Origin of the sequence: Leptospira kobayashii, from assembly GCF_003114835.2 — a bacterium.
Classification (GTDB): domain Bacteria; phylum Spirochaetota; class Leptospiria; order Leptospirales; family Leptospiraceae; genus Leptospira_A; species Leptospira_A kobayashii.
Window position 1 is genome coordinate 1298695 of sequence record NZ_AP025028.1, and the last position, 26306, is coordinate 1325000.

The following is a 26306-nucleotide window of genomic DNA, read 5'->3' on the forward strand; positions in this document are numbered from 1 at the left end:
CTATCCTTTTTTAGGTGTTAATTTTCCATCCACCCAGTGGAGACCGCATTCTTTCGCGGATTCGTTTTCCCACCACCATCTTCCTGCGCGGAAATCTTCTCCCGGTTCAATGGCTCTCGTGCAAGGAGCACATCCGATACTGGGATAACCTTTGTCATGGAGGGGGTTGTAAGGAATGTTTTTATCTTTGACGTATTTTTTCGTATCTTCCCAGGTCCAATCAAGGATGGGGTGATACTTTACTATTTGTTTGGCGGAATCGATTTCGAATTTAGACATTTCCGTTCGAAATCCCGATTGTTCTTTTCTGATTCCCGTAATCCAAATCTTGGCACCGTTTAATGCTCGTTCCAAGGGAATCACTTTTCTGATATGACAACATTCTTTTCTATTGTCTACGGATGCATAAAATGAATCGGGCCCGTTTGCATTTACAAATTTTTCCAATTTTTCCGCATCGGGAAAATAAGTTTCGATCCTGGCATTGTACTTGTCGTTTGTGATTTGGTGAAGTTCGTAAGTTTCCCGAAAGAGTCTTCCCGTATCAAGAGTTACGATTCGGATTTTTAAATTCCCGGAAAGAATCGCGTGCGTGATCGCTTGGTCTTCCAAACCGAAACTTGTGGAAAACACAGCTTGGCTTCCATATTCCTTATCCAGAAAGGAAAGGGATTCTTCCAATCCTAGATTTTGCATTTTAGTTTCAAGAGGTGCGGGATCAATCATAGTCATAGAACGGATCTCTGTGGCAAAGAATCAATATATTAAACAATGTATTGTTTATTGGATGGATTGTAAAGTATATTGAGTAAAGTTTCTCGCTTAAGGCAAAGAAGGAATCAAATCGTAAAATCATTCACATAAACTTTCGCCTTTCGTATCCTAAGGTAGACCGTTTCTCCCGGCAAAAGGTTGAGCTCCCGAAAATTTTCCTGTTCCAAAACGGATTCGATGAGAGTGCCAGTGTCCAGACGTTTCAGTTCGATACGAACATTTCTACCGGTGGAATGAATGTATTGGATGTCCGCAGGAATTCCATCTTGCGCAGAACGAAGGATTTCCACATCATAAGGGCGGACGTATGCCACAGCTTCCGAGTCCCGGACTTCGGAATGTTCGGGAGTTTCCATGTGGATGTCTCCGATCTTCGCTTTGCCTTCCTGGACTCTGCCGTGAAATAAATTCACGTCGCCGAGAAAGTTGAATACAAAAGGACTTTTCGGTTTGTTGTAAACTTCGTCCGGACTGCCGATCTGTTCTATTTTTCCGGTTCTTAGAATGACAACCGAATCACTTACTTCCAGCGCCTCTTCCTGATCATGTGTAACAAAAACGCTTGTTATATGAATTTCGTCGTGCAATCGTCTGAGCCAGGTTCGGAGTTCTTTTCTGACTTTTGCATCCAATGCGCCGAAAGGCTCATCCAATAATAAAAACTTTGGTTCAATAGCAAGAGCACGGGCGAGAGCGACTCTCTGTCTTTGTCCACCGGAGAGTTCACTCGGATATCTCTTATGATAATTTTCCAACTGGACTAACTTTAAAAGTTTGTAAACCCGGTCTTCAATCTCCGACTTGGAAGGCCTTTGTTTGGAGGGTCTTACTTTCAAACCGAATGCAACATTTTCAAAAATATTCATGTGACGGAACAGTGCGTAATGTTGAAATACGAATCCCACTTCTCCGTTTTTTACCTCGGAAGCGGATTGGTTTTCATCATGGAAAACCACCTTTCCTGTGTCAGGTGCTTCCAGTCCTGCAATGATTCTAAGTAAAGTTGTCTTTCCGCTCCCCGACGGGCCGAGTAGGGCAACAAGCTCTCCGTGTTTGATGGAAAGATTGATATCTTTTAGGGCATGGAAGCTTCCGAAGTATTTGTTTAGGTTTTGAATTTCAATAGACATATGATTTCACTTAGCCCTTATATTTTTTTCAAGAAAGATCTTTAAAACAAGAGTGAGTAAAGATAAAAATACAAGTAATGTGGCTGCGGAAAAAGCACCGACCGAATTATACTCGTTATAAAGCATTTCAATCTGCAAAGGAAGAGTATTTGTTTTTCCGCGGATATGCCCCGAAAGAACGGAAACCGCACCGAACTCTCCCATGGCTCTCGCATTGCATAAGATAATCCCGTACATGAGTCCCCATTTGATATTGGGGAGGATGATTTTTCTGATGGTTTGAAAAAGAGATGCTCCGAGTAAAATCCCCGCTTCCTCTTCTTCTTTTCCCTGGCTTTGCATAAGAGGGATCAGTTCCCGTGCCACAAAAGGAAGAGTGATAAAGATGGTAGCGATGACAAGGCCCGGTGTATTGAAAACAACTTTGATATCGTATTCCATCAACGTTTCTCCGAGCCAACCCTGTCTTCCGAAGATGAGTAGGAAAATGAGACCGGAGATGACAGGTGAGACCGCGAAAGGAGAATCCAAAATTGTGATGATAATGTTTTTGCCCGGGAATTCGAAACGAGTGAGAGTGAAAGCGGCAACGAGTCCGAACAATGTGTTCACAGGAACCGCGATAAGCGCCACTTTGATAGTCAACCAAACGGCCGATAGGGTGTCTTTGTCCTGGAGCGCTTTGACATAACCGTCCACACCATGTGCGAATGCCTCAATGAATACCGTGGCAATCGGCAGAATCAGAACTAAGACGGCGAAAAAATAGGCAAGCCCTATCAGTAAAAATTTCGAAACGGGAAGTTTGTTTCTTTTCATGAAAACTTCCTTGTGAATCTACTTTGGAAGTAGTTGATCAGAAACATAATGGCAAAGGAAAGCACAAGCATTACCACGGCGATTCCGGTGGCCTTTCCGTATTCGTATTGTTCCAGTTTGGTGACAATGAGTAGGGGTAAAATTTCCGTTTTTCCGGGCAGGTTTCCCGAGATAAAAACTACGGACCCGTATTCTCCGATGCTACGGGCAAATGCCATTCCCGTTCCCGCAAGAAGCGACGGCCAGAGTTCGGGAAAAATGATTTTTCTAAATGTTTGGAAAGAAGTGGCCCCCAGACAATAAGCGCTTTCTTCCAATTCCTTAGGTAAATCTTCTAACACCGGTTGTACGGTGCGAACCACGAAGGGAAAACCGATAAATACTAAAGCGATGATGATACCGGCGGGTGTGTATGCGATTTTAATATCGAAAGGTGCGAATAATTTACCAATCCATCCGTTTTGAGAATAGATGGAAGCGAGTGCGATTCCCGCGACAGCGGTTGGCAGTGTAAAAGGAAGATCGACTAAGGTATCGATCAGTTTGCGGCCGGGAAATTCATAACGAACGAGCACCCAGGCAAATAAGAATCCGAGGAACATATTGATGATCGCGGAGATTCCTCCGACGGTAAAACTTAAGACCAGTGCTTTTTGAATCCGGTCTTCCCGGAAAACATCCAAAAGCCCGGCCCAGCCGATGGAAGCGGTTTGAAAGAAGAGTCCCAAAAGCGGAACAACCACCATGATACTGATGTAAAAGACAGTTGTTCCGAGGGTTAAACCGAAACTCGTTTTGGAGTAAGGTCGAATTGTTAAATTCATTTGCGAAAAGTATAATTAATTGTTACTTTCCTGGCGCTGGCTCATAAATCGAATCAAAAATTCCCCCATCAGAAAAATGTTTCTTATGAGCGTTTTTCCAAGATCCTTCGATTTCACGAATATCAAAAACTTTTACAGCAGGGAATTTGGAAGCATTCGCTTTTAAAATGCCTGCATCAATCGGGCGGAAAAAATGTTTCGCCACGGTTTCTTGTCCTTCTTTAGTATAGAGAAATTCAAGATAAGCTTTTGCTATTTCGTTCGTTCCTTTTTTCGCAGTCACTTTGGATACGATCGCAACGGGAGTTTCCGCTTTGATACTTTCCGAAGGGTAAACGATTTGATAGTTAGCAACTCCGCCGTTTTCTTTTCTGGACTCGGATAACGCAAGTTCGGCTTCATTTTCCCAAGTAATCAGAACATCACCGATTCCTCTTTGTACGAATGTAGTCGTTGATCCGCGGGCTCCCGTGTCCAATACGGATGTGTTTTTGAAGATAGCTTTGATGAATTCAGTCGCTTTTTCTTCGGTTTTATACTTGTTTTTAGCATATCCCCAAGCAGCAAGATAGTTCCAGCGAGCTCCTCCCGAAGTTTTCGGGTTAGGTGTAATGAGTCCGGTTCCCGGTTTTACCAAATCATCCCAATCTTTGATCCCTTTCGGATTTCCTTTTCGAACTAAAAATACAATGGTAGAGTAGTAAGGTGTGGAGTGGTTTGGAAATTGTTTTTCCCAATTTTCATCGATTAACTTTGATTTTTCGGCAATGCTATCTATATCATAGGCAAGTGCAAGAGTTACCACATCCGCTTCCAATCCGTCGATTACCGCGCGGGCTTGTTTTCCGGAACCGCCGTGGGATTGTTGGATTTCCAAAGTGGCTTTGGTTTTCTTTTTCCAAATTTCGATAAATTGTTTATTCACATCTTCATAAAGTTCTCTTGTAGGATCAAAAGAAACGTTCAGAAGTGTTTGCCCGAAGATCCCTGAGAAAGACAGACTCGCAAAAACTGTAAGGAAGGAAATCCCTTGTCCGATTTTACCGATTCTTGATTTTCCCGATTTTTTAGTGTTATTATCCATTTTCGTATCACCTATGCTGCTAAATCGGATTTTTTATCCAATTTATTGGAGCTTTCGGCTAGATTTCAGGATACTTGTCCGTTGTCAATTTGTTTCCTAATCTTCCGATCAATATTTTTCTGAAAGATTGGGGCGCCTTTTCCGGCTCTCCCTCGGCGAGGGCGCTCGGTCGATCCGGGGCGCGGGGGATTTATTATCCCGATGGTATGCGAATATACTTGTTATGTGGGGTAAGCTAACAATAGTGACGTAAAGATAAAATATGAAAAAATATATATTAGTTGCATTGATATTAGGTTTCGTTTCCTGCTCCTCCTTTCCCGATGTGAAAGAAAAAACAGAAAATGAAAAAAAGACAGGAATTTACGTAGCGGCGACACATTCACCCCTTCAATGGATTCTCTATTTTTCGAATGGATTGAACGTTTGGTTCAATGACGCAGATCCGAAAATAGTTCCTTATAAAACAGAGGCGCAATTTTTTGAACTCAAAGAGGGAGCTATCAATTATAAGGTTGAAATGACTTATCTTTCCGGAGGCAGAGTTGTGGGGTGTTTGAATTTAAAACCCGGACAAAAGGCTTATTTTAAATATTCTACGCCCTTCTTGATAACATCATCGGGCAATTTGAATATTTTCGATGTCAAAACGGAGACGGAGCTTCCTATGACTCCTTATTGCAAATAACCGGACTTCTTCTTTTTCTCGATTCAAAGAACCACAGATCGGATGATTGATTTTATTTCATCCGGTTTGTGGATTTATTTTGTTTTAGAAGGCAAAAAGCCGAACTTTTTCTTAGAATTTTTGGGAAAATATAAGTAGGAATTGCCAAATTAACACGAATGTGTTAGTTGGAACTCATTGGGTGGCGGGTGGATTACCCCACCCAAATCAGGGCGGGGATACCAAAATCCCATCTTATACCAAATCAACCCCCTCCAAACTTTTCCCTAAGCTCTTTTTTCCCACTTCTCAGCCCTTTTTTCCCCAAGGGACATATTCCGGACAAGTGTGAAGATAATTGTCTCAAGGAATTTTCCAGAAGTTCGATTCTTAGTTTGTAAGGAAGTTTCTTATGAATATTTCTCAAGAACCTAAAAGACAATTATCACTGGTCGCACCGGATTTCAAATTACCAGTGTTAGATGCTCAGGTCGCAACAAATACGAATAAGGCAAATGAAAAATTCTCGGACTTTCTTTTTGCGAGTCCTGCCAATTCTACTGCACCTGCGGCCAACGATGCCGCAAACAAATCTTCCGCTCTTGTTTATGACGATACCAAAATTCCTTCCGAAGCCGGTGTTTCGGATCAAAAAGGACAGATAGAAGAGACGTCTCAGGAAATCTCCAAATCGGATAAAGAAATCAAAGACTCTTCGAAAGAAGAAAAAATCGAAGAAGATGAGGATCTTTCACTTGAAAAAAGAGATATGCCTTCCTCGGCAGAATTCCTTTCCCATTTGTTTTTTTTCCCAACCGTTTCCGAAAAATCCGTAAAAAACAAAGAAGACGGTTTCAAAGATTCCGCACAATCACCCCAAAAGCTCGCTTTATTAAAATCAAATGATAAAAATCCGCCGTACGCTGGTAATACGAAAGAGGCGGGAAGTTTTTTGGAAGACGCTAAAAAATTGGCTGAAACTTTTTTTCGCAAAGAGACGAAAGAAACCAAACCCAAAGAAAAATGGGAGCCCAATCAGAAAAAGGATTCCGGACTAGAAAATCTGAACGGAAAATCCGAAGGCTGGGATTTAAAAACAGTTTCTAAAAATGAAAAAGTAATCATAGGATCGTTTCGAAAAGAAGATGTGAAACCGAAAGAAATCAAAAAAGAACCGGTAACAAAACCTTCTGTTACTTCTTCTTCCGCATCCGTAAGCGGAGAAAAGGCATTTAAACCGGAAATGGAATCCGCAAAACAAGACAATTCCAAACAAATTGTTTCCATGTTCGATCGTAATCCTGAAAAACCGAAAGAAGCCCCTTCTTCCAAAAAGCTCTCCGCAAAAGAAGACACTTCCAAAGATAAATCGAATCTAGTTTCCGAATCAATGGCGACTCCCGAAAAAATGATCCGTTCTCTGGGTGTGAAAGACCGTGAATTCAACAAATCAGATAACAGAAATCAATCGGTAGCGGACAAAGTGAAACCGAAAGAAACGGCAGAAATTCAAATTCCTTCCACTCAATTCCATTCGAAAGAAGAAGGTTCTTCCGGTGGAGACAAAAAAGGATCTTTGAAACAAGAAGGATTTTCATTTCAAAATGAACTCCGTAGTTCCGTAAAAGCGGACGAATCCGCACGTGCGGAAAAAACTACTTCACCGAACAAACAAAACGTTCAAAAGAACCTGGACGAATTGGTGAAACAAGCGCGGTTCGACATCGTTCAGAACGGTAAGTCCACGGCAGAAATCATAATGAACCCGAAAGAGTTCGGTAGACTAACTTTGAAAGTTACCGTAGACGGTGAAAAAGTGGAAGGCCGGATCCTTGTAGAGTCGGAAGAGATGAAGTCTCTCATCACAAATGAAATCACAAAATTGAAAGAAAGTTTACGCGAATCCGGTTTGGAATTGGAAAATCTCCTCGTGGACATTTGGGATAACAGCGGTTCTTCCTTATCCGAAAACAGTCAAGGCGGTTGGAAACAATTCGATCCGGAATCGGTTCAATCCTATTCTTCCAACCTAAAAAAACAAGCGTTAGATGAGGAGTCGGAAGTTTCCTCCCGACTTACAACCGCCCCGGACGGGCTCGAAATTTTCGTTTAAACAAAAAGGAATAGTATATGCCAGACGGAATACAAGATCTATCCAGCCAGAATGCGATTCGAAGCAGATACCTCGATACCGAGAAAACTTTCAATATCCGCAAACATTTGGATCAGATGGAGAAGGAAGAAAAAAGCGGACTGAAAGGTATAGAGATCCGTGAAAAACAAAAAGAACTGGGTAAGGATGATTTTTTGAAATTACTTCTCACTCAATTGTCCCATCAAGATCCGACCAATCCGGTTCAGGACAAAGACTTCATCGCGCAGATGGCACAGTTCTCTTCTTTGGAACAGATGAAAAACATTTCTTCCGGAATTCAAAGAATGGAATCTAAACAAAGTTATTCGGTCGTGGGAAAGATGGTTTCCGGACCGGATCTGGTATCGGGAGAAGATGTAACCGGAATCGCCGGTGCAATTCTATTTGATAACGAAGGCAAAACATATGTTCGGGTGAACGGAAGAATGATTGATGTTGCAAAACTCAATTTGATTTCGGATCCGGAAGTATTAAAGGCTGAGACGATGATGCAACCGCAAACACCTCAGGCGCTTCCCAATAATACGTTAAAAAAACAAGAAGCATATCAGGATTAATCGAAAGTAGACGATAAGGAAAATAAGGTAACTAGCTATGATGAGATCACTTTACTCCGGAGTATCCGGACTCAAAAACCACCAAGTAAGAATGGATGTTATCGGTAACAACATATCAAACGTTAACACTCACGGATTCAAGACGGAAAGAGTTACCTTTCAGGATATGATTTCCCAAGAGTTGCAAGGTGCGTCGGAACCGAAAGAAAACATCGGTGGAACAAACCCTAAACAAGTGGGACTAGGATCTCTCATCGCAGCAATCGATAAGATCATGACCCAAGGTGCTTTGCAAACTACAGGCAAAAACACGGACATCGCGGTATCAGGCGACGGATTTTTCGTAGTGAAAGACGGTGACAAACAGTTTTATACCAGAGCCGGTGCTTTCAACGTAGATAAGAACGGTTATTATGTGAACCCTGCCAACGGTTTGAAAGTGCAAGGTTGGAATTCACGACTTGACGACAGTGGAAATAAATACATCAACTCCGCAGGTTCCGTTGAAGACATCATTATCCCTCTTTATTCCAAAGAACCGGCACGTGCGACTCAGAATGTTGATTTTCAATCCAACTTGAATGCGAACGTTCCTGCGGTTCCGCCGGATGCAACGGAAGACGACATCAAACGTTATATCAACGATCCGGACCCTCGTCAAAGAAGAGGTCATGTGACTTCCATCAACGTATACGATGAGCAAGGTAACACTCGTCAGTTGGGAGTCGAATTTTACAAAGTTCGTGACAATGTTTGGAAGATGAGAATGAATCTGAACGAAGCCACTCAACTTTCCGTGGACGTATCCGGAACGGGTGGAGAAAATACTTCCGTTTCCGAAAACAACGAATTGGAAGTATCATTTACACCTGATGGAAAAATCATCAGTGTTTCCGACGGAGTGGATTCTCAAACCACCGGAAAACTCCAAGCAAAAGTCGCTTTCCGAATTCCGGGTAATCCAACTCAACAGACTTTCAGCCTGAACTTAGGGGAAGCAGGTCTTGTGGGAGGAATCACTCAATTTTCTTCCGATTTCACTACGAAAGCGGTAAAACAAGACGGTTATGCAATGGGTTATATGGAATCTTTTTCCATTGATAACACAGGAACCGTAACCGGAGTATTTTCGAACGGAGTGAGACAACCTCTTGCCAGAATTGCGATGGCGGTTTTCACAAACTCTGCCGGTCTCAACAAAGAAGGGGACACAATGTACAGCTATTCCATGAACTCAGGCGAAGCGAACATCGGAGAGGCAGGATCGCAAGGTCGGGGAAAAATCAACGCGGGACTTTTGGAAATGTCAAACGTTGATCTTTCCGATCAGTTTACGGATATGATCGTGACCCAAAGAGGATTCCAAGCCAACTCAAGAACCATCGTGACATCCGATCAGATGATCCAGGAAGTTCTAGGTCTCAAACGATAATCATAAACCGAACTATGGGGCGTAAGCCCCATTTTTTCCTTGAATTATGCAAAATTCTAAGAATACTGGGTCAAATCATTATTTTTAGAACTGCAAGTCCTTGTCCCATTTTCAAAAAAACTTCCTACTCACATTAATCCTTCTGGCGGCCATCGCCTATCCTCCGTTATATTATTCAGTTCTGGACACGATTCAGAAGGAATCGTTGCCGAAAAATTATAATGCACCCGCTTTACTTCCTCATATTGCACTTGGGGATTGGAAATTGGGGAATTACAAAGACGAAGATTCGATTGCTAAGGCGATTCGAAATATCGTTCACCTTCAGTTTGCAGAGATGTCCGGATCCGTTTTTTACGGGGACACGGAGACATTGCGACAAACCCAAAAAGACAATCTTCATATCATTCTATTGGGTGATTTTTCTCTGACCAAAGATTTTTTGGAATTCAGGCCCAAACTTTATTTTCCCAAAACCAAAAAGTTTTACAACGGGGATTCTTTTACGGTTTCCTGGCCGGAACTAGGAACCTTTCCCGCTAAAATCACCCGTTCTTATCATCATTTGATTTCCGAAACCATCCGTCTTCATCGGATCTTACTAAATCCTCCCAAACTTGTCGCAGAGGATTTTGATACCGAGGTACTTTCTTCGGATGAATTTTTGGCCTACGTTTCTCTTTTTTCCGAAAAGGGATTGGATGAAGAAAAGCTAACGGTTGTTAACAATATTTCGCTTACTTCTCCGAAAGCTTCCTTTGTTTTTTACGAAAGGATGAAACGGGATTTTACAGTCAAAGGAATTGCGAGCCACAAAGAGCTTTGGAAGGAATGGGAAGACAACAAAAATCCGATCCATTCCATTTATGCATCTCAGTTCGCTTATTCGATAGCAATCGGTCTCTTTCATTCTCCCGATTGGGAAAAATCCTGGGACTATCTCCAACTAGCGCGCAAAAAACGGGAAGCAACCGATCAAATTTTTCATTTCGAATATGCTAATACTCTTTCCCTCTTGGGGCAAGTTTTGATCCGCCAAGGCAAAAAAGAAGATGCGGTTTATTATCTTACTTCCGCAAAAGAATTATATGCAAGTTTGGGCCTTTCTGCGGACGAAGATGCTCTTCGCAATCTTTGGTATCATTCTTTATTACTTGCAAGCCTGGTACAAAAGGAAGTTGCTCTCGGCGGGTTTTTCCAGTTGGAATCTTATTTTTCTCAAAAGAAAGATTTCGAATCTGCGCTATTTTATTTTGACTTCGCCAAATTGGAATATGATCTGAAAGCATATCCTTCCGCCTTCGATTGTCTGCAAAAATCCCGTAGCATTTTATTTGAAAAACAACTTACAAATCATGAATTGAATTTTATCGTATTGCAGTTGCAAGCTGCCGTTCTATACAAACTGGGTAAAGTGAACGATGCTAAGGTTTTATGGGAAGAAATTGTCGCTTCCCGGTTGTTGCTTCCCAGCGAAGATAAAATCTTTTATCGCGAATCCTTGTTTGGGCTTGCTTTGATTTATTTGCAGAAAGGTGCGACCGCGGAATCGGACAATTTGTACAGGAATTATACCAGACTTACTCCCTACAGTCAGATCCAAACATTAAGCGGCAATCCTTTGGTTCCTGATTATATCTATCCCGGAGTTTTGAATTCTCCCGACTTGAATCTTTTTACCAATTTGGAAGAGTCAGTAATCAGGTCATATACAGGGCGTTATATTTTTTCAGGTCAGGAAGAAGAGATTCGTGCCAGAACCTATGACAACAGACTCGAAGACACGAATGAATTTTTGAGAGATTTGTTGGAAAAGGATTTTTTCGGAACACCTGCACTTGCTTCTCTGAAAGAAGACATTTTTCCCAAACATCTTTCCTATGAAAAAGGAGAGAATGTAGTGTTCTTGGATATCGGTCCCGCTTTAAACAATCCCGATGCACCGGGAATCACTTCTCAGTCCGTAGCATTTCATTTTCCCAAGATGGAAGTGGTTCTTTGGGAACTACCGAAGGAAGTGGATTTGTTTTTGAAAAAAGTTCCCATGGATAAAAAACAGCAGCTTTATTCGTTTCGAAACATTCGGATTCTCGCCGCAGACGGAGTAGGGAATTTCAATAAGGAATATTACGAACCTAAAAATTGGATTTTAAGTAATCGTAATATCCCCACCGTCAAAAATAAAACTGTTATTATACGGGCTGCAAATTCCATCGATATTTACGAAACCTACGCCAAGATCCAGCCTCATTTTCAGGATATAGCGACCGAGCTGAAAGACAATCCGGTTTTGTATTTTTTCAATCGCAGCATTTTGTTAAAACCTAAGGGACAAAGTAAATTTACTTTGATCGGATACCAATCCGTAAGAGGATTTCATCATAATTTCCAAAGCCTGGATCGAAACGGGGAACCTCCGTATACTCTCGCCAAATATACATTAAGTGATAAATGACATGAATCTTCATCCTTTGCAACCGGAACTCAGTATGATCGGATTTATTTCCGCGATTTTGTTTTTGATAGGTATCTTTAATTATTTTTACGATAAAGAATTCCAGTCCGATTTTATTTTTATCTCTTTGTTTTACTTAGTGACTTCTTATTTTCTTTTTTATGCGGTAACAGTTCTCGGACTTTGCCAGGTGCCTTTCTTTTATTTGGAACAGCCGATTGTTAGTTTAACCAATTTGATTTTGTTTTTGGGATTTTCATTTCTCGGAGCCAACTCCGTTTTACCCGAGTTGAAAATGAAATTTCAAGTTCCCTATATTCTAGTTTTGGGAACTGTTTTGTTTCCTATTCTTTATTGGATATTTCATATCGGCGTTTTGGCGAATTTACAGTTTGCAGACAGAGGAGGATTTCTCTCTGTCTGTTTGGCTGCCGGCAGTTTGGTTTGGTTCCATGAGACCTTTTTTCCCGGATCCGGGCAAAATGAAAAAGTTCCTACAAATCAATCGGATTCCGGTTTTCCTTACTTAATTTTTGTACCTTGGGCTTGTCTTGTTTCGTCTAAATCAATACTAAACGAAGTGTACTTGAACCTGGGGTTGGAACTCCTTCTATTAGGGGGAGCTTCCTCCTTCGGTTTTTTTCTATTATCTAAAATTAGAAAACCGGAGAATGTTTCGTTTTCTCCCATCATCGGATTTTTATCGGGCATAACATTCGGTTCGGCATCCAACGGTCTTTCCTTGGCACTGCTTTTGCCGCTCGGTTTTGCACTTGGAGTTTTGTTACAAGTGTTTCATCAGTGGCTTGTGACAAAGTTATGGTCGCAAAAAGCAGCCTGTTTGTTTACCGGTCTTCTAATGGCGGGTGCTGCGGGCGTTTTTTCTCCTCTGCTTACTTGGCAGAGAACGGATTTTCCGCATCCCCCCTTGATCATGTTAGGGGTACAGGCAATCGGTTTGCTAACAGTGTTTTTGTTGTCTTCCTTATCCGCTTCCCTTCTGTTCTTTTTCAGGAAACAATCAAAGAACTGAATTTTTTTTTAAAAGAATAGACATTCCTCCGAGGCTACGACGATATTTGAAATGTGAATAGGGAAAACTTACGGGAACATAAATATATCATCACCGACGATCCCTATTTTGAGGGAAGAGTTTCCGACCACTTCAAAAAGATCCGAGCTAAAGTAATCACTCTCACCGAGCTTGCAAAAATAGAAGAGGAATCACAGCAAAACATTGCTAAGGTGCTTTTTTATCTTTCCCGTTACGAACTGGAAAAAAATCACGCATCCATTCATGAATTTTTGAAACTTCATCCTTCCGTGATGTGTTCTTTCATCGTCAGAGCTCCCATTGATTACACCGGGTTTCAGGCTTTGTCGATTGAGGAAGAGTTGTTTTTTACAAACGTTCCGGACGATGCTCCGGTTATCTTTTTAATCAAAGCGGTCGTAAACGCATTCACCAGCTTGCAAATGGTTGTGGATAAATTCGAACTTCAAAAAAGAATCAATATTTCCACGAATGAAATTTCCAAACTCACAAGGATTGGGATCAGTCTCGCCAATGAGAAGGATTTTACAAAACTACTTCGTGATATTCTGAATTCGGCACGTGAGATTTCCAATTCCGATTCGGGATCATTGTATCTCGTGGAAAAAGATGAAAAAGGAAACCCGCGTAATCTACGTTTTAAAATTTCCGCACTTGATCTGACTTCCGACGAATTCATTCTTCCCATCAATAAAAAAAGTATCGCAGGTTATGTTGCTTTTACCGGAAAACAACTCAACATTCCGAATGTTTACGAGCTATCCGGCAAAGAAGAATATCATTTCAATAATGATTTCGATAAAATGAGCAATTACTACTCCAAATCCATGTTAGTTGTTCCTATGAAGGATCATCATGATGAAGTGGTAGGAGTCATTCAGCTGATCAACCGGAAGAAAAATTTCCATTCCAAACTCAGTCTGGAACAAATGAAAACCGGTCATGTTTTGGAATATGACAAATATTCGGAAGAATTGGTGATGGCTGTTGCGGGCCAAGCTGCAGTCGCCATTCAAAACAACAATCTTGTACATGAAATAGAAACGTTATTCGAAGGCTTTGTTACTGCGAGTGTTTCCGCGATTGAATCCAGGGACCCTACGACTTCGGGTCACTCTTTTCGGGTGGCACAGTACACTGTAGGACTTGCAGAATCAGTAAATCTCATCGGTGTAGGTAGATTCAAAGACGTTATTTTCAATCCGGCTCAAATCAAGGAAATCCGTTACGCATCTTTATTGCATGATTTCGGCAAAGTAGGTGTTCGGGAAAAAGTTCTGGTAAAGGCGAAAAAACTGGAAGACTACGAATTGGATCTGATTCGTTGGAGATTTCATTTTATCGTCAAAGATGTGGAAGCCAAACTCTCTCAGAAAAAAATCGATTATCTGAAAAGGCACGGTAACTCCGGTTATTCGGAGTTCGAACAATCCATTCAATTGGAATATGAGATGGAAAAACAAAAAATGGAAGAGATGATGCGTGTGATTGCACAATCCAACGAACCTACCATTTTGGAAGAAGGAAATTCCAATTTTTTAGAAGAAATTTCCAAGCTTACATACCAGACTACAGAAGGAGGAAATATTTCCCTTCTTCAACCTAAAGAATTCAGTTTTCTTTCGATTCGAAAAGGTTCTCTTGATTTTGAAGAGAGAAGGGAAATCGAATCCCATGTGGAACATACATTTCAGTTTTTAAGCAAAATCCCTTGGACCAGAGAATTGAAAATGGTTCCCGCCATTGCACATGGTCATCATGAAAAATTAAACGGGGGAGGATACCCTCGGGGACTCAGTGCCGTGGAAATTCCTGTCCAAGCGAAGATGATGGCGATTGCCGATATTTTTGATGCGCTCACCGACAAAGATCGTCCTTACAAGAAGGCGGTTCCTTTGGAAAGAGCCTTTGACATTTTGAAGATGGAAGTGAGAGACCAACACATTGACGGAGATCTATTGGATGTGTTTATCGAGAACAGAGTGTATGATAAAGTTTTGCAAAAAAGATTAGAGGGTCAATGAAGCCAGAAAGAAATCTGGATGGATTTTAAACCCTCTTTTACCCGATTTCAAATTTCATATGAACATACGATTTATTTTGAAATCAAGCAAAATGTAAAAGAATTATTGGCCTGGCTTTTTAAACAATTTAAACTTTGCTTCGACTGGAATCGTTGAAATTTGTTTATCCGTATAACGTAACACAGTCGGATCACCTAGCGATTTCGGATAAGAGAAAAAAAATACCATTCGCATATTCCAGCCAGAATCCCCTTTTTCTAAGCTGAGGCTTTGTGTTAGATTTTCCTCTTTTCCATAGCTTGTTGGAACAGAAGTCATTGCAGTAAACTCTTTTCCGCCTACTACAATTTTAAAATCCCCTGTATTTAAAAAGACGGTATTCTCTGTTTTGTTTGCAAAAAGAACAGAAACAAAGCATATAAAGTTTCCGGGTTTCGCCGCAATAATTGATCTATTTCCAAAACTAGTCGTAACATCGCATACGGCAGGATCCATTGACATTCTGAAGGGAAGTTCCAAGGGAGGGGAGTTTGGCTTAAAAGAAGAAAGGGCGATTTTTTTTGTTTCTATTTCTTTCAATGCAGAGTCAATTGATTCAGACAAAATATATTGAAGGTAATCCACTTCTCTTGATTTGGTATATCCGAAAGGAAACAAAAACCAACTTTTCCATTCATTTATGGTAGTTGATGATTGAATCGGACTGAGGCTGGTTGCTTTACCGTTTGAGTCATGTATAATTGGAGTTACGGTGAATTGAAAGGTCTGTTTAATTGGTAAAATTCCTAAAGTTATTAACCCGAGCCAATTCATAACAACCGGAATGGTTGTTCGTTCGTAAAGATATTGTAACTCTAATATGTTCTTTTTTTCCATTGTAGAAAATTCTTGAGTATAATCGTATTCACTTCCATCGCCTAATGTATCTATGTTGACCAGCTGTTCTTTCGTTCTATTTTTTTCTTCGAGAATTTTTTTAATGGCGATTATTAATTCGGGAGAGGCTGACCTGAAAGCGCGATTATATAAATGGTCACCTTGGACAATCGCAATTCCAAGTCTGTTTGGCGAATCCACATGATTTCTTTGTTTCATTTCGTCTGAAACTGTTATATAGGAGCATCCAGGCAGCAATGAAGTGGTGATGCCTAAAAGGAACAAAGAGATAAAAAAAGTCGGAAAGAAACTCTTTTTGATAGAAAATTCGGAAAGTATTTTCATATAAAACATGTTATCCTTATTGTGCGTAATGGTTGTTAAATGCATTCTGAAAAAAAGGGAAACTTCGTCAAGAAATCTTTCTTTCCAGTTTCTTAAACATTTCTTTTGGTTTATTGCAAATATCGATTTTTCTGTGAGGATTTATTCTATGCAGAAAAACTTATAGAAAATCTATCGATTCTTAGCTTTTGTGTATAATTCAACACAATTAGAGATGTCTAAACAAGGTGTTGAGATTGAGGAAGTTCATGAAATTACAATTTTTTATTCTGTTTCAATTGCTTATTTCTAGTTCTCTCTCCGCCCAAAAGTTCACTACAGTCCATGGCAGACTTCCCAATGGATCCATTCCCAATCAGCTTCTTTCTCCTGAATTTGATATCAAACCTTTTGTTTATAAATCTTCAATCGGAGATCTTACCGACTACCCGCTGATTACCAATTCTCTTACAATCGTACATGCAAGAGATCGCTTAAGAGCCACTTTTTCGGATGGAACCGTCGTAGTTCAAAGGATCATGGGTGAAACTTTTCTTCACGAAGAGATCAACGGACAAATTGCTATTGTTCTTACTTCCAAAAGACTTTATGTAATCGATACCGAATCGAGACAATGGATATCCGAAAATCTTTTTGCTGATGAAAAAATGCAATTTAGATTGGGTAACAAAGGATTTGCGGCCAAATCGGATAGAAGTTTGTTTTTATTTACCATCGGACATTCTTCCATAATAAAAATCGGTTTGGAAGGAGAAACGATTTTGGGAATGGGCAGCATCGGAACCCTTGCAACGATCATTACAAATAAAAGAATCCTTACCTTATCCGGATTGTATGCGGACGTTGCGGAAGAAGATATTTTCAATTACCAAGTTCGTTCTTTTCAGATTCTAAACAATGCGATCCTTTATCATACTGATGGAAAAATTTATCATTATACGGATATTACTCATAAATTCCAGTCGGAAGATTTGAGATAATAGTATAAGCTCCTTTCTAACCGAATACTCTTGTTTCCTTCGCGCCGGTATGGAATAAAAAATAACAACTTAAGTTCATGATCTTTAAGATTCTAAGTATCTTCGGATTTACATTCGAAAGGTGGATTTCCACTCCGAGTTTTCTCATTTTCATCCGCTTATGAAGCAGGATCCCTAAGATAGCTGATGAAATTTCCTCCACTTCGGAAAGGTCTAAAAAAATATTCTGATCGAAAGGGGAAACGTAGGAATTCCATTCTTTTTCGAAATGTCCCATAGATTCTATATCCAGTTTTTTTCTTTCGATTTTATAACACCCTTTTTGGTTTATTGCCTGAATCATTTTCTTAACCCTTCAAATAAGGGAACGGAGTTTTAAAAAAAAAGATAATACCAAGTGTAAAAAAATAGAATCGTTCTTTAAAAATCTTTGAGGATAAGTACGATTCTTTTTTATAATCCGAAGATTTCCTGAACCAGTCTTTCGAAATCTTTTCCTCTTTCCGAAAAATTTTTATACAAATCAAAGCTGGCGCAAGCAGGAGAAAATAGTATGGTCTGTTTTTCGTTAGGTGAAATTCTGTTTTTTATTTCTTTGAGTGCATCTTTTACCGTTGGAACGATCTCACAGAAAAGTTCTTTCTTGTTCTCTGAAAAATCTTCCTTCCATACTTTCCCCGCTTTTCCGTAAATCCAAACCGGGTTTTGCAATTCTTTCCATCTTTCGAAAAAAGGACCAAGGCTTTCTTCTTTCGGTTCTCCTCCTAAAATCAAAAATAAAGAATCTTCCTTTTTGAAGCCTGAAAGTCCGGACAACATACTGTGCAGGTTTGTGGACTTGGAATCATTGATAAATTCGAGATTTTGAAACGATGGATTTAATTTTCCTTTTAGATTTAATTTTTTAAAACGATGTGGTAATCCTTCGAAATCTCCAAGATGGTTTTTAATTTTTTCATACGGAACACCGACTGCTTCGGAGATTGCAATCGCGAGAGATAAATTGTAAAGATTGTGTTTTCCAGGTAAGGAAAAATCAAGAGTATCGTAGGAATGATTTTTAGTAGTTATCTTTTCCGAATCAAAATCGATGAAAATATCGGAATCAGTTTCTTCTCCGAAAAACAGAATCTTGCCCGGGTAGTTTGATTTTTTGTCGGGGATTTTTTCCCAGACTTTTTTTCCGATGATGAATGTATGATTCGGATTTTCAAGATCGTTACTTTTCCATTTGGCAAGTAAATACCTTTCCATGGTTTTATGTCTTTCCAAGTGATCGGGGGCTAGATTTGTAATTGCGGAAACCGATAAATGTAGGTTAGGTGAATCTTCCAGTTGATAACTGGATAATTCCAGAACCACCATATCCAGGTTATCTTCGCAAAAAGAGGTGAAAGGCAATCCTAAATTTCCACCTACTTGTGAATTAGGAAAATGCCTTCGGATCAAATGATGAGTGAGTGCGGTTGTAGTGGATTTCCCATCGGTTCCCGTAATTCCAACCAACGGTCCTTGGTAAAAAATTCTCCCCAGTGCAATTTCGGAAAGGATGATAAGATTTCTTTTTTCCGCTTCCTGTAAAATCGGATGGGTGGGTGATATTCCCGGGCTTTTGATAATGCACTCGGTAAGGTCCAAAGCATCTTCTATATTTTTATCAGATACTATCTTTGCATAAGGAGAGTCGGAAGATACTTTTTCCGACTGATCTGCGAGTATAACCGTTTTGCCATATTTGGAGAGTAATCTTGCAGCAGATTCTCCTGAAAGTCCTCCCCCTAAGATCAGAAATCGGTGCTTGGAAAGTAAGGAGGATTTAGTAGGAAGACTAATAGAAAACATTGATTGACAGTCCGTTAAAAACGAGTGATTTTGTAAAATCATATCAGGGTCGGGTGAAATAGTGCTTAAACACGAGATCAAAGACGGAAAACTAGTTGTTTACTTGGAAGGTCGCTTGGACGTTTCCGTAGCGAATGAGGTAGAAGAAGGCCTTATGGATTTGATAGACAACGGTGGTCATAGAAAAGTGCTTCTGAATATGAAAGATGTAGAGTATATGTCTTCTTCCGGATTCAGAGCTTGTATTTCCACACTCCGAAAGCTCAATTCCAAAGAAGGAGCCCTCAAAATCTCCAATATCAAACCCGCAGTAAAACGTATTTTCGACGTGATCGAGCTGACTTCTTTGTTTGATATTCATGAATCGGAAGAGGCGGCCCTCCGCTCTTTTTAAGGAATAGGTTTTTACGAATCCTATATTACACAAAATTGTAGCTACAAAACACGAAGAAATTCTTCGCATCAACCTAACTTCCCTGCCCAAAAGGGAAGTTCCGGTTTATCCTTTTGCCAAAGCTTTAAAGCAGTCTTCTCTCACCATCATTGCGGAATGTAAAAAAGGCAGTCCTAGCGGGGGGGTGATCCGACCGGATTATTCTCCTGTGGAAATTGCCAAACAGTATGAGATTTCCGGAGCGAGTGCCATTTCGGTTCTTACCGATGAAAATTATTTTTTCGGGTCGCTTTCTCACCTTCGCGATGTCAGTCGGGCAGTAAAAATCCCCGTCATCCGAAAGGACTTTATTCTGCATGAATCTCAAATTGAAGAGGCGTATGCAAACGGTGCCTCTGCCATTTTACTCATCGTTCGTATTTTGGAAAAATCCAGACTTGAAGAACTTTATCTTTACGCGAAAAAATTAGGGCTTGGCGTTTTGGTTGAAACTCATAACCAAACAGAAGTCGAGACTTCTCTTTCTTTCGGAATGGATGTGATCGGGATCAATACTAGGGATTTGGATACATTTCAAATCCATTCCGGTTTGGTTCAGGAGATGGCCGACTTGATTCCCAAAGATTTGGTTCGGGTTGCCGAGTCGGGTGTGCATTCCTACCAGGATTTGATCCAATATGAAGGAGTTGTGGATTCCGTGCTTGTCGGAACTTATTTTATGAAACAATCCAATATCGCTTCCGCTTACGAAACCTTAACCAAACCGAATTCTTAGACCAAACGAGGAGCGCTCATACGCATCCTACCTGCCTGTAACAAGTTTATTCTCTCATGCCATTCCTTGCAGAAACCACCTGGAAACGAATATAAAGTCAAAAAGGCGAACTTATTTGAATAAAATTTCCGGAAATGATCGGATCGCTTTACAAAGAAAAGGTGGTGTGGTAGAGAGAACTCATTGGGTGGCGGGTGTAGTTCCCCACCCTGAATCGGGCGGGGATACCAGAATCAAATCCAAAACTGCCGAAGCATCCGAAGAACCCACCCAGGTGCCGGAAAAAAACGAATCTAAGAAAGATTCCAAAAGAAATAAGAATTTAATCTTTACAAAAATTATACTCGTTTGATTCGTTTAGTTGCTCTAACTCTGCCAAAGCGCATAAAAACAAGAACACCCTCATGATTCATCCTGATACATTTGTCCAACCCACCGATCGAGGTATGGGACTTTTCGCAAGCCGTGATTTTGCCCGGGGAGAAATCCTTTGGATCCTAGATGACCATGATATCAAAATTGATTTGGATACTTTTGAAACCATTGATGAAAAACAAAAAGTAAAGTTCAACATCTACGGGTATTTGGATTTTCAAAAAAGAGTCATTGTCCCATGGGATGAAGGAAAGTATGTGAACCACTCCTGTGATCCCAATTCCACCGGTTTATTGCAATATGACAACGTCAGTCTCGCTCTCCGAGACATCAAAGCGGGGGAAGAGATTGTGGAGGACTACGGCAGCTATTTTGGCCATTTCGAGTCCTTTGAGTGTCGTTGCGGTTCTCCGAATTGCAGAGGATTGATTTCTGAACATCACAAATTCAAAGCGGATTTGCGGATCAATCTGAAGGATATTTCCGATCGGCTGAAGTCCTTTGATCAATACTTACTGCGAATCGAAACTTTTGAAAATAGAGAGTTTTTAAAAGTTTTGGAAGCAGTCGAAGTTTCCGCCTAAGAAAAACTAAAATAACCCGGGAAGGATTTCTTCATCTTTCTTTGTTTTGATCTGAAACTTTTCCGGGATATGAAATAGTTCGGTTTCTAGGATCTTGGGTCCTTTGGTAAGACCTGTTTGTTTTCGGATCAATTGAAATCTGGCCCGTAAAAGTTCCGCATACTTTCCCGTCCCAGTCATGCGTTGTTTAAAATCCGATTGGTAGAGTTTTCCTTCCCGAGTATCCCGGATGAGTCCTAGCACCTTGTCTTTTTTCAAGGGGTAGTGTTCGGAAAGCCAACCTTCGAAGAGAGGAGCCACTTCGTAGGGAAGTCTTACTAAAATCATAACTGCAAATGAAATTCCGTTTTCTTTTCCCAAACGAACAATGGATTCCATTTCGTGATCGTTTAAAAAAGGAATCACCGGAGCAAACATCAGTATAATAGGAACACCGACCCTGGAAAGTCCTGCAATCGCCTCCATTCTTTTGTTAGGTGATGCTGTTCTTGGTTCCAATTTCGACCAAAGTTCTTTGTCCAAAGTTGTAACGGAAACGCAAACTTGGATGAGATTCAATTTTGCCATCTCACTCAAAATATCCAAATCTCTCAAAATCAAAGACGACTTTGTAATGATCTGTACCGGCTGACCAAACTCAAGGCATGTTTTCAGAATCTTTCTTGTATTTTCCGTCTTTCTTTCGATCGGTTGGTAGGGATCCGTTGCGGTCCCAAGTAGGATCGGCTCGACTTTTCCTTTTCTTCGTTTTAAATCCCTTATCAAAACTTCCTCTACATTGTGTTTGATAAAGATTTTGGATTCAAAATCGATGCCGGGAGATAAATCCACATAAGAATGATTAGGTCTTGCAAAACAGTAAATGCATCCGTGCTCACACCCTCTGTAAGGATTGATGCTTGACCCGTGAGGAATATCAGGGGAATCATTGGATGTGATCAGTGTTTTGGGAAATTCGGAAAAGAACTCGGTTTTGATCGAAGGCAAATCTTCTTCCGGAGATTGATCTTCCTGCCAATCTTCCCGCAAAACGGTTGTAAATCGACCAGGAACCGAGGAAAACGTTCCTCTCCTGGGTTTCGGTTTCTCCGTCTTTTTTTCACCATCGTTCATACAGATTTATAAATCTATATGAATACTAATCATTTGTAAAGTATTTATTTTTGACTCAAACGGGCCTGAGGCTCATTTATATAGTTATCCACCCGCCACCGGAGCTTTGTATTTGCATAATGGGAAGCAATGCAGGCATGGCGTTGATTGGTTTTTTTATGATTTTTATTGTTCCACGCAAGCAAGTACATTGAAACTGCCGCAGCTGCCTCCACCGTTGGACTTAATATTGGTACTAGAAGCTTGACCGGCACCTCCTGTTCCTGTCCAAAGAGAGCAACTTCCTGTTCCGTGTTGCAACCAATCTCCTCCCGTAGAAAGTCCGGTCCAAACTGTGAGGGTTCCGGCGGAGCTGATATCTGCGGTTTGAACTAAGAGCCCCAAACTATCCGCCGCACCGATCGAAACCGAATCTGCGGCGCGAATATAAGTTGTGTTTGGTTTTAATACCCAATCTTTATGTTCCGCGAGACCGGATGTGGCGCAATTGGAGGAAGTACAGGCAATCCGATTCGTTGCATCAACAATCAAACTCTTATAGATGGAAGCGGACGGTGTGGTCGGTTTATTCGCGTCTATCTGGCATTTCGAATCCGCTCCGGAAATCCCCGACAAAGCTGCCGTATAAGTTGTCGCGGTTAAGAACATTTTGCACGGACTGCAAACCGGAGTAGCAGTTGCCTCTGACGAAGCATTGCTTTCCCCGCTTGCATTTACCGCGACCAGAATGTAATAATAGGAAGTATTATTCACAATAGATGAATGTGTGTAAGGTGAAGAAATGTTTGCAATCCGGATGCCATTTGTTTTTGATACTCCTGTAGTGGTTCCGTAATAAATTGCATAGGACGTAGCGCCTGTTACTTCTTTCCAAGACAAAGTATTTTGAGTATTTCCCGCCTGAATGGTAGGTGCTTCCGGCGCGGAAATATTTCGGGAAGACGGGCAGAGGACGGAAACTTGCCCCAAAAGGCATTTCAGCTCTTCCGTTGCCAAATAGGATTTGTTTCCAAAATCCTGAGCATTATCGAATTCCAATTTTTGACAGGCGGTGAAAATAAGAACGAAGCAAACAATGATAAGTAAATTTTTACTTTTTCTCATTGTCTATCCGACGAATTAAATTTCCGGAATCTGCTTCGATCTTTTCTTTGAATTTAAGCTTGGTTGGACACCTCTTTCGCCAATCCGGAAAGATTCAGGATTTCATGGGAATTCTTTCTACTGGTTTTGCATAATTCTTCGTTGTGCAAAAAAGACTGTCCGTAACTGGGAATCATCTCTTTTAGTTTGGAAGTCCATTCTTTTGATTTGATTTTTTCCCCGAAACAATCGGAAAGAACTTCGAGCATGATTGAAACGGAAGTGGATGCTCCGGGAGAAGCTCCAAGCAAGGCCGCCAAACTTCCGTCAGATGCCGAAACCACCTCGGTACCGAATTCCAAAACTCCACCTTCTTCCTTGTCTTCTTTGATGATCTGTACTCTTTGTCCGGCAACAACCAATTCCCAATCTTCCGATTTTACATCGGGAAAATATTCCTTTAATGCATGAATGCGGTCTTCGTGGGATTGCATTGCTTGCGAAATCAAATACTTGGTCAAAGGAAGATTGTGCATTCCTGCCGATAACATCGGGAAAATATTATCAAATTCCAATGACTTCACCAGATCCAGATAAGATCCTCTTTTTAAAAACTTTGTGCTGAATCCCGCATAAGGTCCGAATAATAGCTCTTTTTTGCCGCCTATGATTCTTGTATCCAAATGGGGAACGGACATAGGAGGAGAACCTACGGAAGCCTTGCCATATACTTTTGCAAAATGAGCTTCGATAACATCTCTGTTTTTGCATCTCAGCCATTGTCCGCTGACAGGAAATCCTCCGAAACCGGCGGCTTCCGGGATATCCGATTTCTCAAGCAAAGGAAGAGAACCGCCGCCCGCACCGATGAATACAAAGTTCGCTTCATGGTGTTCTTTTTCGTGGGTCAGTAAATTGGTGGAAGTCAGATTCCAAAGCCCGTCCTTGTCCCGTTCCAGATCTTTTACATTTTCATAGTATTGAACATGAACCCCTTCCAAACTTGCCAGATAATTAAATATAGCCTTTGTTAACGTTCCAAAATCCACATCCGTTCCCAAATCCATCTTGGTACCTGCCACTTGAACATTCGGATCTCTTCCTTTCATTACGAGAGGCATCCAATCCGCCAATTCGTTCCGATCTTCCGAATACTCAAGCTCTGCAAATAATGGTTCTTTTGTGAGTGCTTCGTATCTTTTCTTTAGAAAGGAAACATTCTCTTCTCCCCAAACAAAACTAAAGTGGGGAACATGATGGATAAAACTTTCGGGGGACAGGACTTTTTTTTCTTTTACAAGATAGGCCCAAAATTCTTTCGAAACTTCATAGGAAGAAGCTATGTTCAAAGCTTTTTTCACATTGATGGAACCGTCGGGTTCTTCCGTTGTATAATTCAATTCGCAAAAGGCGGAATGTCCCGTTCCCGCATTATTCCATGCATTGGAACTTTCTCTTGCAGCAGCATCTAACCTTTCAAGTACGGTGATAGTCAAACTAGGATCAAGCTCTTTTAGTAGAACCCCTAAGGTCGCACTCATGATTCCTGCACCGATTAGGATGACATCCGACTTTGTTTTGATTGTATGTTTATCTTTCATAACGATGAATTGAGGTTGAGAGATTGTTGTTATTTTGGCAATTTATTTCTAACTGAAAGGGAAGAAAAGCTTCGGAAATTCGGACGTATGTATCCGGCTGAAAACACATCAGCTTTGGGCGCCTCGAATCTGTTATGTGGAACTGGAATCGAACTTTGCCCCGACCGGGCTCTTCAGAGACTCTCGCTTCGCTGTCGGTCCTTCGGACGCCTTCGGCTCTCTTTCGATCCCTGGCGCAGGAAAATTTTACGGATTTTAAAACGGTTTCTTAATAGAATCATACCTGTGAAAATATTGACAAAACAAATGATGACTGCCAATTTTCGCTAGGTATTGCAAATGAAAACTTTTCGATTTCTTTGGAAACACTCTGTTTGTGATCTTCTTTTTTTTAGTTTGGCTATCCTATCTTTTGTATCCGGCTGCAAATCTCCTTCTTTGGAAAATCCTTGTGATACCAAAAACGTTGATTTTTTGACTGTGGATCTTTTTCGGAATTTGGCAGGGGATCAGTCTTCGTATTGTCATTCCAAAATTCGTTCCTCTTCTTCCTCCGGATTAAACCCTTCCATCACTTCTTTTTCCGTCCTTTCTCCTACGATCCAGGGGACAATCAAAGACACGGACATTACGATAAACGTATCTTATTCGAACCTCACTTCCCTCACTGCCGGTTTTGTTTATGAAGGAGTCAGTGTCAAAATCGACGGTGTCGAGCAAACAAGCGGGGTTTCTGTAAATGATTTCACTCTCCCGAAAACGTACACTGTGACCGCGAAAGATGGAACTTCAAAGAATTACAAAGTTACAGTTGTTACACTTTCTCCGCCTTCTTCTACGGCGACCAGAGTGTACGGTCAAGCAAGTTTTATCTCCGGCACTCCTTCCACTTCTGCGACCGGCTTGAATGCTCCTTTTAAAGTTGCTATCGGTAGCGGTGGATTGTATGTAGCAGACCAGCAGAACAATCGGGCTCTTTTTTTTTCCGGCACATCAACAACTGCGACCAGAGTGTACGGTCAGAACGGAAATTTTACGACTGCAAATACTGGTACGGTTTCTCCCACCGAATTTTATGGTGTTCCCGGCGCGAATGTTCCCGATGTTGCCGTGGATGGAACCGGAGTTTACATCACTGATATTTATGGAAATCGGGTTCTTTACTTTCCGGATACTTCGACCACTGCAACTCGTATCTACGGACAAAACGGAAATTTTACCACGACCACGTCGGGAACAACCGCTTCTACTCTCACCAATCCGGAAGGAATTGCATTTGATACAACGGGAGTTTATATAGCAGATTCGCTCAATCACAGAGTATTGTTTTTTCCTGGCAATTCGACGACAGCGACCAGAGTTT

23 protein-coding genes and 1 pseudogene (1 of these 24 running past the window's edge) are annotated in these 26306 nt (G+C 40.9%); 13 read left to right on the top strand and 11 right to left on the bottom strand.

The annotated features are described in order from the left end of the window. The 5 genes from DI077_RS05745 to DI077_RS05765 all read right to left on the bottom strand — a co-directional run bounded on the left by DI077_RS05745 (window position 1) and on the right by DI077_RS05765 (window position 4631). The gene (locus DI077_RS05745; RefSeq protein WP_109018487.1) at window positions 1-723 is read right to left on the bottom strand and encodes a phosphoadenylyl-sulfate reductase; all 723 of its coding nucleotides are present in this window, start codon (window positions 721-723) and stop codon (window positions 1-3) included. A gap of 116 nt (window positions 724-839) precedes the next feature. Further along, a complete protein-coding gene (locus tag DI077_RS05750; protein WP_109018453.1) occupies window positions 840-1904 on the bottom strand; it encodes a sulfate/molybdate ABC transporter ATP-binding protein in 1065 nt (354 codons plus the stop codon). 6 nt (window positions 1905-1910) lie between these two features. Further along, complete coding sequence (cysW, locus tag DI077_RS05755; RefSeq protein WP_109018454.1) at window positions 1911-2723, bottom strand: sulfate ABC transporter permease subunit CysW; 813 nt, start codon at window positions 2721-2723, stop codon at window positions 1911-1913. Further along, entirely contained in the window at window positions 2720-3547 is an 828-nt protein-coding gene (gene cysT, locus DI077_RS05760; protein WP_109018455.1) for a sulfate ABC transporter permease subunit CysT, read from the bottom strand. Before cysT ends, cysW begins: the two co-directional genes overlap by 4 nt. A gap of 22 nt (window positions 3548-3569) precedes the next feature. Next, complete coding sequence (locus tag DI077_RS05765; protein WP_109018456.1) at window positions 3570-4631, bottom strand: sulfate ABC transporter substrate-binding protein; 1062 nt, start codon at window positions 4629-4631, stop codon at window positions 3570-3572. Window positions 4632-4893: 262 nt separating this feature from the next. Between DI077_RS05765 and DI077_RS05770 the strand changes: the two genes are divergently transcribed. From DI077_RS05770 to DI077_RS05800, 7 genes and pseudogenes are all read left to right on the top strand, one after another. After that, entirely contained in the window at window positions 4894-5319 is a 426-nt protein-coding gene (locus DI077_RS05770; RefSeq protein WP_109018457.1) for a hypothetical protein, read from the top strand. Between the two features lie 391 nt (window positions 5320-5710). After that, entirely contained in the window at window positions 5711-7411 is a 1701-nt protein-coding gene (locus DI077_RS05775; RefSeq protein ID WP_109018458.1) for a flagellar hook-length control protein FliK, read from the top strand. 17 nt (window positions 7412-7428) lie between these two features. After that, a pseudogene (locus tag DI077_RS05780) lies at window positions 7429-7980 on the top strand (flagellar hook capping FlgD N-terminal domain-containing protein); the annotation flags it as partial. 67 nt (window positions 7981-8047) lie between these two features. Next, window positions 8048-9442 carry a flagellar hook protein FlgE gene (flgE, locus tag DI077_RS05785; RefSeq protein WP_109018460.1) on the top strand — a complete coding sequence of 465 codons (1395 nt, stop codon included), beginning with the start codon at window positions 8048-8050 and terminating at the stop codon, window positions 9440-9442. Between the two features lie 100 nt (window positions 9443-9542). Continuing rightward, window positions 9543-11897 carry a tetratricopeptide repeat protein gene (locus DI077_RS05790; RefSeq protein WP_109018461.1) on the top strand — a complete coding sequence of 785 codons (2355 nt, stop codon included), beginning with the start codon at window positions 9543-9545 and terminating at the stop codon, window positions 11895-11897. 1 nt (window position 11898) lies between these two features. After that, the gene (locus DI077_RS05795) at window positions 11899-12930 is read left to right on the top strand and encodes a hypothetical protein (protein ID WP_109018462.1); all 1032 of its coding nucleotides are present in this window, start codon (window positions 11899-11901) and stop codon (window positions 12928-12930) included. A gap of 53 nt (window positions 12931-12983) precedes the next feature. Continuing rightward, window positions 12984-14975: an HD domain-containing phosphohydrolase gene (locus tag DI077_RS05800; protein ID WP_109018463.1), complete on the top strand. Its 1992-nt coding sequence runs from the start codon at window positions 12984-12986 to the stop codon at window positions 14973-14975. 102 nt (window positions 14976-15077) lie between these two features. Here DI077_RS05800 and DI077_RS05805 read toward each other — a convergent pair whose 3' ends face one another. Then, window positions 15078-16196, bottom strand: a complete 1119-nt coding sequence (locus DI077_RS05805; RefSeq protein WP_135354816.1) for a hypothetical protein — start codon at window positions 16194-16196, stop codon at window positions 15078-15080. Window positions 16197-16444: 248 nt separating this feature from the next. On the opposite strand from DI077_RS05805, the gene DI077_RS05810 reads away from it, so the two are divergent. Beyond that, complete coding sequence (locus tag DI077_RS05810; protein WP_109018465.1) at window positions 16445-17176, top strand: hypothetical protein; 732 nt, start codon at window positions 16445-16447, stop codon at window positions 17174-17176. Window positions 17177-17192: 16 nt separating this feature from the next. Here DI077_RS05810 and DI077_RS05815 read toward each other — a convergent pair whose 3' ends face one another. Both DI077_RS05815 and murD read right to left on the bottom strand, forming a co-directional pair. Then, a complete protein-coding gene (locus DI077_RS05815) occupies window positions 17193-17519 on the bottom strand; it encodes an STAS domain-containing protein (protein ID WP_109018466.1) in 327 nt (108 codons plus the stop codon). A 110-nt stretch (window positions 17520-17629) separates the two neighbouring features. Then, window positions 17630-19018, bottom strand: coding sequence for a UDP-N-acetylmuramoyl-L-alanine--D-glutamate ligase (gene murD, locus DI077_RS05820; RefSeq protein ID WP_109018467.1), 1389 nt, complete (start codon window positions 19016-19018; stop codon window positions 17630-17632). A 61-nt stretch (window positions 19019-19079) separates the two neighbouring features. On the opposite strand from murD, the gene DI077_RS05825 reads away from it, so the two are divergent. The 4 genes from DI077_RS05825 to DI077_RS05840 all read left to right on the top strand — a co-directional run bounded on the left by DI077_RS05825 (window position 19080) and on the right by DI077_RS05840 (window position 21146). Next, entirely contained in the window at window positions 19080-19412 is a 333-nt protein-coding gene (locus tag DI077_RS05825; RefSeq protein ID WP_109018468.1) for an STAS domain-containing protein, read from the top strand. 22 nt (window positions 19413-19434) lie between these two features. Continuing rightward, window positions 19435-20187: an indole-3-glycerol phosphate synthase TrpC gene (locus tag DI077_RS05830; protein ID WP_109018469.1), complete on the top strand. Its 753-nt coding sequence runs from the start codon at window positions 19435-19437 to the stop codon at window positions 20185-20187. Window positions 20188-20302: 115 nt separating this feature from the next. Then, window positions 20303-20539 carry a hypothetical protein gene (locus DI077_RS05835; protein WP_109018470.1) on the top strand — a complete coding sequence of 79 codons (237 nt, stop codon included), beginning with the start codon at window positions 20303-20305 and terminating at the stop codon, window positions 20537-20539. 52 nt (window positions 20540-20591) lie between these two features. After that, entirely contained in the window at window positions 20592-21146 is a 555-nt protein-coding gene (locus DI077_RS05840) for an SET domain-containing protein (RefSeq protein WP_109018471.1), read from the top strand. A gap of 6 nt (window positions 21147-21152) precedes the next feature. Here the strand turns inward: DI077_RS05840 and DI077_RS05845 are convergent, their stop codons facing one another. The 3 genes from DI077_RS05845 to DI077_RS05855 form a co-directional block, all read right to left on the bottom strand. Next, a complete protein-coding gene (locus tag DI077_RS05845; protein ID WP_109018472.1) occupies window positions 21153-22259 on the bottom strand; it encodes a PA0069 family radical SAM protein in 1107 nt (368 codons plus the stop codon). Between the two features lie 165 nt (window positions 22260-22424). Beyond that, entirely contained in the window at window positions 22425-23363 is a 939-nt protein-coding gene (locus DI077_RS05850) for a DUF1554 domain-containing protein (RefSeq protein WP_109018473.1), read from the bottom strand. A gap of 53 nt (window positions 23364-23416) precedes the next feature. Beyond that, entirely contained in the window at window positions 23417-24943 is a 1527-nt protein-coding gene (locus tag DI077_RS05855) for a malate:quinone oxidoreductase (RefSeq protein WP_109018474.1), read from the bottom strand. A gap of 339 nt (window positions 24944-25282) precedes the next feature. Here DI077_RS05855 and DI077_RS05860 point away from each other — a divergent pair, with 339 nt between their 5' ends. Continuing rightward, on the top strand, window positions 25283-26306 hold the 5' portion of the coding sequence (locus DI077_RS05860) for an NHL repeat-containing protein (RefSeq protein WP_109018475.1). The gene runs 479 nt beyond the window's last position; 1024 of the gene's 1503 nt are visible here — the first part of the coding sequence; it begins with the start codon at window positions 25283-25285; the stop codon falls past the right edge of the window.

What these genes read in the sequence shown, in the direction of transcription:
- DI077_RS05750 (WP_109018453.1), bottom strand. Translation starts at nt 1,904, where the DNA reads ATGTCTATTGAAATTCAAAACCTAAACAAATACTTCGGAAGCTTCCAT.
- cysW (WP_109018454.1), bottom strand. Translation starts at nt 2,723, where the DNA reads ATGAAAAGAAACAAACTTCCCGTTTCGAAATTTTTACTGATAGGGCTT.
- cysT (WP_109018455.1), bottom strand. Translation starts at nt 3,547, where the DNA reads ATGAATTTAACAATTCGACCTTACTCCAAAACGAGTTTCGGTTTAACC.
- DI077_RS05765 (WP_109018456.1), bottom strand. Translation starts at nt 4,631, where the DNA reads ATGGATAATAACACTAAAAAATCGGGAAAATCAAGAATCGGTAAAATC.
- DI077_RS05770 (WP_109018457.1), top strand. Translation starts at nt 4,894, where the DNA reads ATGAAAAAATATATATTAGTTGCATTGATATTAGGTTTCGTTTCCTGC.
- DI077_RS05775 (WP_109018458.1), top strand. Translation starts at nt 5,711, where the DNA reads ATGAATATTTCTCAAGAACCTAAAAGACAATTATCACTGGTCGCACCG.
- flgE (WP_109018460.1), top strand. Translation starts at nt 8,048, where the DNA reads ATGATGAGATCACTTTACTCCGGAGTATCCGGACTCAAAAACCACCAA.
- DI077_RS05795 (WP_109018462.1), top strand. Translation starts at nt 11,899, where the DNA reads ATGAATCTTCATCCTTTGCAACCGGAACTCAGTATGATCGGATTTATT.
- DI077_RS05805 (WP_135354816.1), bottom strand. Translation starts at nt 16,196, where the DNA reads ATGAAAATACTTTCCGAATTTTCTATCAAAAAGAGTTTCTTTCCGACT.
- DI077_RS05810 (WP_109018465.1), top strand. Translation starts at nt 16,445, where the DNA reads ATGAAATTACAATTTTTTATTCTGTTTCAATTGCTTATTTCTAGTTCT.
- DI077_RS05815 (WP_109018466.1), bottom strand. Translation starts at nt 17,519, where the DNA reads ATGATTCAGGCAATAAACCAAAAAGGGTGTTATAAAATCGAAAGAAAA.
- murD (WP_109018467.1), bottom strand. Translation starts at nt 19,018, where the DNA reads ATGTTTTCTATTAGTCTTCCTACTAAATCCTCCTTACTTTCCAAGCAC.
- DI077_RS05840 (WP_109018471.1), top strand. Translation starts at nt 20,592, where the DNA reads ATGATTCATCCTGATACATTTGTCCAACCCACCGATCGAGGTATGGGA.
- DI077_RS05845 (WP_109018472.1), bottom strand. Translation starts at nt 22,259, where the DNA reads ATGAACGATGGTGAAAAAAAGACGGAGAAACCGAAACCCAGGAGAGGA.
- DI077_RS05850 (WP_109018473.1), bottom strand. Translation starts at nt 23,363, where the DNA reads ATGAGAAAAAGTAAAAATTTACTTATCATTGTTTGCTTCGTTCTTATT.
- DI077_RS05855 (WP_109018474.1), bottom strand. Translation starts at nt 24,943, where the DNA reads ATGAAAGATAAACATACAATCAAAACAAAGTCGGATGTCATCCTAATC.